The organism is Streptomyces sp. NTD91 (genome assembly GCF_059510455.1).
Genome location: NZ_JCAJZW010000006.1, coordinates 180,649 through 193,205 on the forward strand (window position 1 = coordinate 180,649; position 12,557 = coordinate 193,205).

Sequence of the window (12,557 nt, forward strand, 5' to 3'; positions counted from 1 at the left end):
TCATCCTCCCGGATGGGCCGGTTGTGCGGCTTCCAGGAGCCCGGCGAGTTCCACCAGGTCGGTGCCGGTGAGGCGGGGGAGGACGCAACCGGAGAGGGTGCGGCAGGCGTCCCGCCAGGTCTCGGGGATCGCCGCGCCGCCGCCGATGGCACCGGTGAGGGCGCCCGCGAGCGCCGGGGCGGAGTCGGCGACCCGGGACAGACAGGCGGCGGCGGGGACGGCCTCGCCGATGCGGCCGCCGGCCGCGGTGGCCAGGGCGAGGGCGACCGGGACGGTCTCGGCCGCGGCGATGCCGTAGCTGTAGACGTGATCGACGATCTGGTGCTCCAGGAGTGGCACGAGGGCGAAGGCGGACGCGCCGTCCTCGGCGAGGGCCAGCGCGTGGCGGGCGTTGCGGCGGATCTCCGTGCCGGCCGGAAGCTCGGCGAGCGCGGCGGCCACGCAGGTGTGCGGGCCGGTGCCGGTGAGGGCGAGCGAGAGGGCGGCCGCCATGGCGCGGGCGCCGTGCACGCCGTCGCCGTCCTGGGTGTAGCGGGCGTCGAACTCGGCGAGCGCGGCGGCGTGTTCGGGGTCGCCGGGGTGGGCGACGGCGAGGACGCAGGCGCGGACGCAGGCGGCGTCGTCGAAGTAGTGCGGGTTGTCGTGGCCGGTGGCGGGCGGCCGCAGCCCGGTGGCGAGGTTGCCGAGGCCGGCCCGGACGGAGATGCGGGCGCGCAGGGGGAGGGCGGCGGACTCGGCCTCGGGCGCGCGGTCCGCGGTGGCGGCGACCTCCGCGGCCACGGCGGTCCAGGTGAGGTCGATGGCGGCGCGGGTACGGCGCTCCCGACTGAGGTCACCGAGGACGTCGTCGGCGCCGGCCCGCAGCACCGCCTCCGCGGCGAAGGCCGCCCACTCGGCGTCGTCCGAGGGGCCGAGACGGAGCGGATCGGGGGGCTGGTTGAGCGCGATCGGCACCGGGAGGGTCGTGGTGGCGTTCCGCTCGGCGAAGGTGTCCAGCTCGCGGGTGAGACGCCGGGTCCACTCGGGCATGCGGGCGGCCCGGTGCCGCGCGGCCGGCCAGCCGGCGGCATCGCCCGCGGCGAGGCCGAGCAGGAGCCCTTCGATACGGCGCGCTGTCATGACTGCCCCTCGCCGTCCGGGTGCCCGGAGTTCCCCGCCCCAACCAGCGGACTGCGCCTCCTGCTTCGCCACCCGCCCCCGCGCGGCCCGGACTCGACCGGCTCGGAAACGGCGGTGAGGGGCGGGGGTGGCTCGGCCGGTTCGGAGGTGGTGGTGAGGGGTGGGGGTGGTCCGGCCGGGCCGTGGACGGGGTGCGGCTGGGCCGGCCGGGACGCGGTCGGCTCGGGGTCCGGCGGCCGGAGCGGGGCCGTGGGCACCGGGCACGGTGTGGCGGTGTCGTCCGGACGGGCCGCTGCCTGCGCCGGCGTCACCCCCGCGCCCACCGTCGGGCCGACCGTTGTCGCGCTCACCCTCGAGACATCGGCCCGCGCCCCGTCCGGCAGCGCTGCCCCACCGCCTTCCGGCCGGCCACCCGGCAGGACGGTCCCCGTCCCCTCCGGCAGTACCGTTCCCGCCCCCCGCTTCCTGCCCTCGACCGGTACCAGCAGTTCCGCCACGTCCAGGACGTGGCGGCCCGCCATGGACGGCAGACAGCGGCCGCGGACCGGGCCGATCGCCGCCGCCCACGCGGCCGGAATCGCGGCCGTCCCCTGGGCCGCTCCGGCGAGGGCGCCGGCCACCGCCGCCGTCGTATCGGCGTCGCGGCCCATGTTGACGGCCGTCAGCACCGCCTCCCTGAAGTCGCCGTCGGCCGCCGCGTACGCGCCGAAGGCGAGGGCGACCGCCTCGGGGGCCAGGTCGGTCCAGGGGTAGCCGCCGATGACGACGGTGGAGCGGAGCGCGCGTTCGCCGCGGTGGGACACGGCCACCGCGCGGCGCAGGGAGCGGGCCGTCCAGGAGTCCTCGGGGATCACCGCCAGCGCGGAGGCGATGACCACCGGGACCGGGGCGCCGGTCATCGCCGTGGCCACCCCTGCGGCGACTGCCTGACCGCCGTAGACGCCCTCGCCCTCGTGGCTGATGGAGCCGTCGATCGCCACCAGGCGGGCCGCTTCGGCGGGGCGGCCGGCCGCGAAGACGCCGAAGGGCGCCGCCCGCATCGCCAGGCCGTCGCTCCAGGCGTGCCGGTGCTGGGCCGAGACGGGGGCGGCCAGGCCGCGGCGCAGGTTCTCCAGCGTGCCGCGTTCGCTGAAGCCCGCGCCCCGGAAGGGGCCCTCGGCACGGTCGGCGATCCATTCGTGCCAGGCCGCCTCCACATGCTTCGCGGTCAGCGCCGAGCCGTGCCGGGCCAGCAGCAGACCGGAGAGGATCGCGTACTCGGTGTCGTCCGTGCCGCAGGGGCTGTCGGTCACGTACCCGGTGATCCGGCCCCAGCGAGCGCGGATCTCGGACGGCCTGAGGTTTTCCGCGGGTGCCCCCAGCGCGTCTCCGACCGCGAGACCGAGCAGCGCGCCGCGGGCCCTGTCCCGGAGCCCGGCGGCGTCGTCGGGCGCCGGGGCCGGGGGAGTGCGGACGATCGATGCCATGGGCGGCCTCCTTCGGCGGGGCCACGGAATCGGCGGGGCCACGAAGACGCTTTGCGGATGTGTGCCACGCACCGCCGCCGCACGAGCCTCCACCGGGCCCGCGTCACCCACTTGGCATCTGAGCAAGATCGCGCACGGATGAGCAAAGTCGGGTAAAGGTGCAGATTAGCCCAGCCTTTCCTTGCTGGCGGCGGAAAGTGAATGAGCGTAGGTTCTGGAGTGTCGAAAAGTAGAACTCGTCCAAAGTTAGCTTTGGCTTAGCTATCCCGGGGGCCCGCATGGCCGTCATAGAAACGCAGGCCGCGCTCCACGAGGCGCACCGCGACAACCACACGCATCGCGATGTCAACGGCGGCTGGCTGCGTCCGGCCGTCTTCGGTGCCATGGACGGTCTCGTCTCCAATCTCGCCCTGATGACCGGTGTGGCCGGCGGGTCCGTGAGCCAGCAGACCATTGTCATCACCGGGCTCGCCGGGCTCGCGGCCGGTGCCTTCTCGATGGCGGCCGGCGAGTACACCTCCGTCGCCTCCCAGCGTGAGCTGGTCGAGGCCGAGCTCGATGTCGAGCGCCGTGAGCTGCGCAAGCACCCGCAGGACGAGGAGGACGAACTCGCCGCACTGTACGTGTCCCGCGGAGTCGAACCCGAGCTGGCCCGGCAGGTCGCCCGGCAGCTGTCCAAGGACCCCGAGCAGGCCCTGGAGATCCACGCCCGCGAGGAACTGGGCATCGACCCGGGGGACCTGCCCTCGCCGCTGGTCGCCGCCGTGTCCTCCTTCGGCTCCTTCGCCCTCGGCGCCCTGCTGCCCGTGCTGCCGTACCTGCTCGGTGCGACCGTGCTCTGGCCCGCCGTGCTGCTGGCCCTCGCCGGGCTCTTCGGGTGCGGTGCCGTGGTGGCCAAGGTGACCGCGCGCACCTGGTGGTACAGCGGCCTCAGGCAGCTCGCGCTGGGCGGTGCCGCGGCCGGTGTGACGTACGCCCTGGGCAGCCTGTTCGGTACGGCCGTAGGATAGCTGTACCGGTACCTATGCGTTGGGCCGCATAGGTAGCCGTCAAAGTCCCGTTACTCGCGGGTTTCGACCGCGTGACCACCGGGCATGAGCCGTAAGCGCTGCGGGCAACGACGCCCGTCGCACCCTCGTGGGATGGGTGAAGACGCTCCTCCCGCCCCCATCGGGCCGCCGGACACCGATCCGACCGATCTCGTCCGTGCGGTCCCCCTCACACCCTCGCCGTCACCGCGCGGCATCCCCGGCCGCCACGCGCGGCACGCACCGCCCTCGCGCGGTCACCGCCGCCACCGCGGCACCTCTGCCACGGCCCCCGTGGTGTCCGCATGTTGGAACGGAGTATCCGGTTCCCGAGAACCGCTCCATCATGTAACCTGCACGAAATTTTGAGATCACGCCTCGTGCGCGGGGATCTCACGCAGAGGGCCAACGTCGTCCCTCGGCACCTGCCACATGCCTCATGACGACGACGGGAGAGCCGATGCGTACGCCGCGCCAGCCGTCCCAGCATTCCTCGAACGGCCAGAACTGGTCGTTCATGGATGCTCGCCCTGCTGCGCAGGGTATGTACGACCCCCGCAACGAACACGACGCCTGTGGCGTCGGTTTCGTCGCCACCCTCACCGGCGAGGCGTCCCACACCCTGGTCGAGCAGGCGCTCACCGTGCTGCGCAATCTGGAGCACCGCGGTGCCACCGGCTCCGAGCCGGACTCGGGTGACGGCGCCGGTCTGCTCTCCCAGGTGCCCGACGCCTTCTTCCGCGAGGTGGCCGGATTCGACCTGCCCGCCGCCGGCTCCTACGCCGTCGGTATCGCCTTCCTGCCCACAGAGGCGACCGAGGACGCCGTCTCGAAGATCGAGACGATCGCGGCCGAGGAGGAGCTGACCGTCCTCGGCTGGCGTGAGGTCCCCGTCGCGCCCGAGCTGCTCGGCGCCACCGCCCGCTCCACCATGCCGGCCTTCCGGCAGATCTTCGTCGCCGGGGGAGCCGCCGACGAGGGCATCGCGCTGGACCGCAAGGCGTTCGTGCTGCGCAAGCGCGCCGAGCGCGAGGTGGGCGTGTACTTCCCGTCGCTGTCCGCGCGCACCATCGTCTACAAGGGCATGCTGACCACCGGCCAGCTGGAGCCCTTCTTCCCGGACCTGTCCGACCGCCGCTTCGCCTCCGCGATCGCGCTCGTGCACTCCCGGTTCTCCACGAACACCTTCCCGTCGTGGCCGCTGGCGCACCCCTACCGCTTCGTCGCGCACAACGGTGAGATCAACACCGTCCAGGGCAACCGCAACTGGATGCGCGCCCGCGAGTCGCAGCTGGCCTCCGAGCTGTTCGGCCCGCAGGAGAAGCTGGACCGGATCTTCCCGGTCTGCACCCCGGACGCCTCCGACTCCGCCTCCTTCGACGAGGTGCTGGAGCTGCTGCACCTCGGCGGCCGCTCCCTGCCGCACTCCGTGCTGATGATGATCCCGGAGGCGTGGGAGAACCACGACTCCATGGACCCGGCCCGACGCGCCTTCTACGGCTTCCACTCCACGATGATGGAGCCCTGGGACGGCCCCGCCTGTGTCTGCTTCACCGACGGCACCCAGGTCGGCGCCGTGCTCGACCGCAACGGCCTGCGCCCCGGCCGCTACTGGGTCACCGACGACGGCCTGGTCGTCCTCGGCTCGGAGGTCGGCGTCCTCGACATCGACCCGGCCAAGGTCGTCCGCAAGGGCCGTCTGCAGCCCGGCCGCATGTTCCTCGTCGACACCGCCGAGCACCGCATCATCGAGGACGACGAGATCAAGGCGAGCCTCGCCGCCGAGAAGCCGTACGCCGAGTGGCTGGAGGCCGGTGAGATCGAGCTCTCCGACCTGCCCGAGCGCGAGCACATCGTCCACACCCACGCCTCGGTCACCCGCCGGCAGCAGACCTTCGGCTACACCGAGGAGGAGCTGCGCGTCATCCTCGCCCCGATGGCCCGCACCGGCGCGGAGCCGATCGGTTCCATGGGCACGGACTCGCCGATCGCGGCCCTGTCCGAGCGCCCGCGCCTCCTCTTCGACTACTTCACCCAGCTGTTCGCGCAGGTCACCAACCCGCCGCTGGACGCGATCCGCGAGGAGCTGGTCACCTCCCTGCGCTCGTCGCTGGGCCCGGAGGGCAATCTGCTGGAGCCGACGGCAGCCTCCTGCCGCTCGGTCACCCTGCCCTTCCCGGTGATCGACAACGACGAGCTGGCCAAGCTCATCCACATCAACGCCGACGGTGACATGCCCGGCTTCAAGGCCGCGACCCTCTCCGGCCTGTACCGGGTCAGCGGCGGCGGTGACGCCCTCGCCGCGCGTATCGAGGAGATCTGCGCCGAGGCCGACGCCGCCATCGAGAACGGCGCCCGCCTGATCGTCCTGTCCGACCGCCACTCGGACGCCGAGCACGCGCCGATCCCCTCGCTGCTGCTCACCGCGGCCGTCCACCACCACCTCATCCGCACCAAGCAGCGCACCCAGGTGGGCCTGCTGGTCGAGGCCGGCGACGTCCGCGAGGTCCACCACGTCGCCCTGCTGATCGGCTACGGCGCCGCCGCCGTCAACCCGTACCTGGCGATGGAGTCGGTGGAGGACCTGCTGCGCGCGGGCACCTTCATCGACGGCATCGAGCCGGAGAAGGCCATCAAGAACCTGATCTACGCCCTCGGCAAGGGCGTGCTGAAGGTCATGTCGAAGATGGGCATCTCCACCGTCGCCTCCTACCGCGGCGCCCAGGTCTTCGAGGCCGTCGGTCTGGACGAGGAGTTCGTCACCAAGTACTTCAGCGGTACGGCCACCAAGATCGGCGGCGTCGGCGTCGATGTCATCGCCCGGGAGGTCGCCGCCCGCCACGCCAAGGCGTACCCGGCCTCCGGCATCGCCCCGGCGCACCGCGCGCTGGAGATCGGCGGCGAGTACCAGTGGCGCCGCGAGGGCGAGCCGCACCTGTTCGACCCGGAGACGGTCTTCCGCCTGCAGCACTCCACGCGCTCGGGCCGCTACGACATCTTCAAGAAGTACACCTCGCGCGTGAACGAGCAGTCCGAGCGCCTGATGACGCTGCGCGGCCTGTTCGGCTTCAGGTCCGGCCGGGGGCCGATCCCGATCGAGGAGGTCGAGCCGGCCTCCGAGATCGTCAAGCGCTTCTCCACGGGCGCGATGTCGTACGGTTCCATCTCCAAGGAGGCGCACGAGACCCTCGCCATCGCCATGAACCAGCTGGGCGGCAAGTCCAACACCGGTGAGGGCGGCGAGGACCCGGAGCGCCTGTACGACCCCGCGCGCCGCTCGGCGATCAAGCAGGTTGCCTCGGGCCGCTTCGGCGTGACCTCGGAGTACCTGGTCAACGCGGACGACATCCAGATCAAGATGGCCCAGGGCGCCAAGCCCGGCGAGGGCGGCCAGCTGCCCGGCCACAAGGTGTACCCGTGGGTGGCGAAGACCCGGCACTCGACGCCGGGCGTGGGGCTCATCTCCCCGCCGCCGCACCACGACATCTACTCCATCGAGGACCTGGCCCAGCTGATCCACGACCTGAAGAACGCGAACCCGCAGGCGCGGATCCACGTGAAGCTGGTCTCCGAGGTGGGCGTCGGCACCGTCGCCGCGGGTGTCTCCAAGGCGCACGCGGACGTCGTCCTGATCTCCGGTCACGACGGCGGTACGGGTGCCTCCCCGCTGACGTCGCTGAAGCACGCCGGTGGCCCCTGGGAGCTGGGCCTCGCCGAGACCCAGCAGACCCTGCTGCTCAACGGCCTGCGCGACCGGATCGTCGTGCAGACCGACGGCCAGCTCAAGACCGGCCGTGACGTGGTCATCGCCGCGCTGCTCGGCGCCGAGGAGTTCGGTTTCGCGACCGCTCCGCTCGTCGTCTCCGGCTGTGTGATGATGCGCGTCTGCCACCTGGACACCTGCCCGGTCGGCATCGCCACCCAGAACCCGGTGCTGCGCGACCGCTTCGCCGGCAAGGCCGAGTACGTGGTGAACTTCTTCCGGTTCATCGCCGAGGAGGTCCGCGAGCTGCTGGCCGAGCTGGGCTTCCGCTCCATCGAGGAGGCCGTCGGCCACGCAGAGGTGCTGGACGTCGAGCGCGCGGTCGACCACTGGAAGGCGCAGGGCCTGGACCTGGAGCCGCTGTTCCACGTGCCGGAGCTGGCCGAGGGCGCGGTGCGCCACCAGGTAGTCGCACAGGACCACGGCCTGGAGAAGGCGCTGGACAACGAGCTGATCAAGCTCGCCGCCGACGCCCTTGCCGCGAACGACGCGACCGAGGCCCAGCCGGTGCGCGCCCAGGTCGCCATCCGCAACATCAACCGCACGGTCGGCACCATGCTCGGCCACGAGGTGACGAAGAAGTTCGGCGGCGCGGGCCTGCCCGACGACACCATCGACATCACGTTCACCGGCTCCGCAGGCCAGTCCTTCGGTGCGTTCCTGCCGCGCGGCATCACGCTGCGCCTGGAGGGCGACGCCAACGACTACGTCGGCAAGGGCCTCTCCGGCGGCCGGATCGTCGTCCGCCCGGACCGCGCGGCCGACCACCTCGCCGAGTACTCGGTCATCGCGGGCAACACCATCGGCTACGGCGCCACCCGCGGGGAGCTGTTCCTGCGCGGCCGCACCGGTGAGCGGTTCTGCGTCCGCAACTCCGGCGCGCTGGTCGTCTCCGAGGGCGTGGGCGACCACGGCTGCGAGTACATGACCGGCGGTCACGCGGTCGTCCTCGGCCCGACCGGCCGCAACTTCGCGGCGGGCATGTCCGGCGGTGTCGCCTACGTGATCGACCTCGACCGCGACAACGTCAACGCCGGCAACGTCGAGTCGGTCCGGGCGCTGGACGAGGCCGACAAGCAGTGGCTGCACGACGTGGTGCGCCGCCACGCCGAGGAGACCGGCTCGACGGTCGCCGGGAAGCTGCTCGCCGACTGGGACGCGGCCGCTGAGCGGTTCAGCAAGATCACCCCCAGCACCTACCAGGCAGTGCTCGCCGCCAAGGACGCCGCCGAGCGGGCCGGTCTCTCCGAGAACGAGACCCACGAGAAGATGATGGAGGCGGCGATCAATGGCTGACCCCAAGGGCTTCCTGAACCACGGCCGCGAGGTCGCCAAGACCCGTCCCGTCGCCGAGCGCGTCAAGGACTGGAGCGAGGTCTACGTCCCCGGTTCCCTGCTGCCGATCATCAGCAAGCAGGCCAGCCGGTGCATGGACTGCGGCATCCCGTTCTGCCACAACGGCTGTCCGCTGGGGAACCTGATCCCCGAGTGGAACGACTACGCCTACCGCGAGGACTGGACCGCGGCCCAGGAGCGCCTGCACGCGACCAACAACTTCCCGGAGTTCACCGGTCGCCTCTGCCCGGCCCCCTGCGAGTCGGCGTGCGTGCTCGGCATCAACCAGCCGCCGGTCACCATCAAGAACGTCGAGGTCTCGATCATCGACAAGGCGTGGGAGACGGGTGACGTCGTCCCGCAGATCCCGGAGCGCCTGTCCGGCAAGACGGTCGCGGTGATCGGCTCGGGCCCGGCTGGTCTCGCCGCGGCCCAGCAGCTGACCCGGGCAGGCCACACGGTCGCCGTCTACGAGCGTGCGGACCGCATCGGAGGCCTCCTGCGATACGGCATCCCCGAGTTCAAGATGGAGAAGCGGCACATCAACCGCCGTATCGAGCAGATGCGCGCGGAGGGCACCCGCTTCCGCACCGGCGTCGAGATCGGCCGCGACCTCAAGGCGACGGATCTGAAGAAGCGGTACGACGCCGTCGTGATCGCCGCCGGTGCCACCATGGCCCGTGATCTCCCCGTCCCCGGGCGGGAGCTGAAGGGCATCCACCAGGCGATGGAGTACCTGCCCCTGGCCAACAAGGTGCAGGAGGGCGACTACGTCACCTCGCCGATCTCGGCCGAGGGCAAGCACGTCGTCGTCATCGGCGGCGGCGACACCGGCGCGGACTGCGTGGGCACCGCCCACCGGCAGGGCGCGGCCTCCGTCACCCAGCTGGAGATCATGCCCCGCCCGGGCGAGGAGCGGAACCCGGTCAGCCAGCCCTGGCCGACCTTCCCGATCCTCTACAAGGTCACCTCGGCCCACGAGGAGGGCGGCGAGCGGATCTACTCCGCCTCCACCACCCACTTCGAGGGCGACGAGGACGGCAACGTCCAGTGGCTGCACCTGACCGAGGTGGAGGTCATCGACGGCAAGCTGACCCCGAAGCCGGACACCGAGCGCAAGATCCCGGCCCAGCTGGTCACCCTGGCCATGGGCTTCACCGGCACCGACCGGGAGAACGGCCTGGTGGAGCAGTTCGGCCTGGAGCTCGACGAACGCGGTAACATCGCCCGCGACGCCGACTTCCAGACCAACGTGCCGGGTGTGTTCGTCGCCGGTGACGCCGGTCGCGGCCAGTCCCTCATCGTCTGGGCGATCGCGGAGGGCCGCTCGGCCGCCCGCGGCGTCGACCGATTCCTGACCGGTGCCAGCGACCTGCCCGCCCCGATCCGCCCGACCGACCGCGCCCTGGCGGTCTGACGGCACCAACAGACGTCCCGTACAACGGCGTACGGAACACGGACGACGCCTGCCCGACTGTCCCCGACCGGACGCCTGGGCAGGCGTCGTCGCCTCTTCGGCGCAGGGCGTCACTCGTACCAGACGCCGGCGAGGGGCCCGCGCTCGGTGACGGCCGGCACCCCGGGCGGCAGGGCGGCCCGGGCCAGGTCGCCGCGGATGTGCTGGTACAGCGTGGGCGTGGGCAGCCCGGCGGTCCGGATCCAGCCCCGTCCGTGCACCTGCCCCGCCGCGATCAGCTCCTCCGTCTGCCCCACCGGAGCCAGGTCCTTGCGGTACAGCTGGCTGATGGTCCGGTCCTCGTCGGCGTAGGCGAAGCGCGCCGCGTAGGCGTACCGGTCGTCGTTCAGCCAGACGTACAGCACGACGGGTTTGTCCAGCACCGACCGGAACCACCGCGCCGACCGGTCGGCCAGCTCCTCGACGGTCCCGGTGGCCTCCAGGGCCCAGCTCGAGGGGCGGTCGGTCAGGGTGAAGAGCTGGTTGTGCAGGCGGTCGCCGCGGACCCGGTTCCCGTAGAAGTGCACGCCGACGTCGATCAGATGCAGCGGTGCCCCCGGATCGCCGAAGGACAGGTGGGCCACCAGCGAGTCCCACGCGTCCGTCCGCAGGAGTTCCCCACCGACGCCGGCCTCGGCCCAGCCGGCGGTGCGCTCGCGCAGGGCGGCCGCGAACGCCCGCTCCTGGTCGGTGAACTCGAACTCTTCGTCGTCTTCGGGCTCGATGACGAACCACGGCTGCTCGGACATGGCCGGAAGCGTACGGTCGGCTCACCGGGCCGGACATCTGGTTTTCCGGTGCCCCTTCGGGCTGTGCCGACGGGGGAGGTCGTCGATCACATAAGCTGCCCGGAAAACCGAGGGGAGCCATGGCCGCGATCAGTCTGCGCAAGGTGGAGGAGACCGCGCCCGCGCTCGTCGGCGCCTACCGGTCGGCCGGGGTGTCGCTCACGAAGCACGGTCTGGACGGACTGCGCGCGGCCGTCTATCTCGTGGTCGACCACTCGGGCTCGATGAGGCCGTACTACCAGGACGGCAGCGTGCAGGCGCTCGCCGACCGGGTGCTGGGCCTGTCCGCCCATCTGGACGACGACGGCCGGGTGCCGGTGGTGTTCTTCTCCACGGACGTCGACGCGGTGACCGAGATCGCCCTCGACAGCCACCAGGGCGCTGTCGACCGGATCGTGGCCGGGCTCAGGCACATGGGCAGGACGAGCTACCACGCGGCGATGGACGCCGTCATCGACCACTACCTGGACAGCGGCGCCGCCGACCCCGCCCTGGTCGTCTTCCAGACCGACGGCGGACCGCTCAACAGGCTCGCCGCCGAACGCTATCTGTGCAAGGCGGCCGAGCTCCCGTTGTTCTGGCAGTTCGTCGGCTTCGGTGACCCGGACAGCCGCCAGTTCGAGTTCCTGCGGAAGCTGGACGAACTGGCTGTGCCGGACCGGCGGATCGTGGACAACGCCGGTTTCTTCCATGTCGGCCGGGACCCGCGGCGCGTCTCCGACAGCGTCCTCTACGACCGGCTCGTCGGCGAGTTCCCGCGCTGGCTGGCCGCCGCACGCTCCGCGGGCGTCGTACGGATTCCCTAACGCCCGTTTGAAACAATGGTGCCGTGCCGACCAAGAACAAGTCCCAGGCGACCGCGGCGGCGGCCCGGCGCGGTGAACTCCTCGGTATCGCCGCCGAGGTGTTCGCCGAACACGGCTACAACGCCACCACGGTCCGCAGGATCGCCGACCACGCCGGGATGCTCGCGGGCAGCCTGTACTACCACTTCGACTCCAAGGAGTCGATGCTGGAGGAGATCCTGCGGACCTTCCTCGACGAGCTGTGGGAGGGCTACGACACCGTCCTCGCCTCCGGACTCGGGCCGCGCGAGACGCTGGAGGCGCTGGTCACGGAGTCCTTCCGGGAGATCGACCGGCATCGCGCCGCGGTCGCGATCTACCAGAAGGAGAGCCGGCAACTCGCCGCCCAGGAACGGTTCGCGTTCCTCGCCGAGTCGCAGCAGCGGTTCGAGAAGGCATGGCTCGGCACGCTGGAGCGCGGGGTCGCCGAGCACGTCTTCCGCACCGACCTGGACGTGCGCCTCACCTACCGGTTCGTGCGCGACACCGTGTGGGTCGCCGCCTCCTGGTACCGGCCCGGCGGCGGGCACGGCCCCGAGGAGATCGCCCGCCAGTACCTGTCGATGCTGCTGGACGGCATCGCCGTACGTGCCTAGCGCTCCGGCAGGCGACGTCTGCCCGTCAAGGAGCGGCGTCCGGTGCGTGCTGTCGGCGTGCCGAAGCCCTCGTACGGGACCTACTCGGCCTTCCGGTCGGTGCGGCGAGCGGGGGCACCTCCCACGCCCCCCAGACAGTGGGGGAGCGTGCCGGGCGTCGC

At 71.9% G+C, this 12,557-nt stretch carries 8 protein-coding genes; 5 read left to right on the forward strand and 3 right to left on the reverse strand.

Annotated elements, in window-relative coordinates:
- Together AC5WRT_RS09740 and AC5WRT_RS09745 are read right to left on the reverse strand one after the other, a co-directional pair.
- Positions 1–1,119: an ADP-ribosylglycohydrolase family protein gene (locus AC5WRT_RS09740; protein WP_496092558.1), complete on the reverse strand. Its 1,119-nt coding sequence runs from the start codon at positions 1,117–1,119 to the stop codon at positions 1–3.
- Positions 1,116–2,585, reverse strand: a complete 1,470-nt coding sequence (locus AC5WRT_RS09745; RefSeq protein ID WP_496092559.1) for an ADP-ribosylglycohydrolase family protein — start codon at positions 2,583–2,585, stop codon at positions 1,116–1,118. Before AC5WRT_RS09745 ends, AC5WRT_RS09740 begins: the two co-directional genes overlap by 4 nt.
- A 278-nt stretch (positions 2,586–2,863) precedes the next feature.
- Between AC5WRT_RS09745 and AC5WRT_RS09750 the strand changes: the two genes are divergently transcribed.
- The 3 genes from AC5WRT_RS09750 (at position 2,864) to AC5WRT_RS09760 (ending at position 10,128) form a co-directional block, all read left to right on the forward strand.
- Positions 2,864–3,595 (forward strand): VIT1/CCC1 transporter family protein, encoded by a 732-nt coding sequence (locus AC5WRT_RS09750; protein WP_496092560.1) that lies wholly within the window; start codon positions 2,864–2,866, stop codon positions 3,593–3,595.
- Between the two features lie 478 nt (positions 3,596–4,073).
- Positions 4,074–8,672 carry a glutamate synthase large subunit gene (gltB, locus tag AC5WRT_RS09755; RefSeq protein ID WP_496092561.1) on the forward strand — a complete coding sequence of 1,533 codons (4,599 nt, stop codon included), beginning with the start codon at positions 4,074–4,076 and terminating at the stop codon, positions 8,670–8,672.
- Entirely contained in the window at positions 8,665–10,128 is a 1,464-nt protein-coding gene (locus AC5WRT_RS09760) for a glutamate synthase subunit beta (RefSeq protein ID WP_496092562.1), read from the forward strand. Before gltB ends, AC5WRT_RS09760 begins: the two co-directional genes overlap by 8 nt.
- Positions 10,129–10,238: 110 nt before the next feature.
- On the opposite strand, the gene AC5WRT_RS09765 is transcribed toward AC5WRT_RS09760, so the two are convergent.
- A complete protein-coding gene (locus AC5WRT_RS09765) occupies positions 10,239–10,916 on the reverse strand; it encodes a hypothetical protein (RefSeq protein WP_496092563.1) in 678 nt (225 codons plus the stop codon).
- A 119-nt stretch (positions 10,917–11,035) separates the two neighbouring features.
- On the opposite strand from AC5WRT_RS09765, the gene AC5WRT_RS09770 reads away from it, so the two are divergent.
- Together AC5WRT_RS09770 and AC5WRT_RS09775 are read left to right on the forward strand one after the other, a co-directional pair.
- Positions 11,036–11,761, forward strand: a complete 726-nt coding sequence (locus tag AC5WRT_RS09770) for a VWA domain-containing protein (protein WP_496100125.1) — start codon at positions 11,036–11,038, stop codon at positions 11,759–11,761.
- A gap of 23 nt (positions 11,762–11,784) precedes the next feature.
- Complete coding sequence (locus tag AC5WRT_RS09775; protein ID WP_496092565.1) at positions 11,785–12,396, forward strand: TetR/AcrR family transcriptional regulator; 612 nt, start codon at positions 11,785–11,787, stop codon at positions 12,394–12,396.
- Positions 12,397–12,557: the final 161 nt, after the last annotated feature.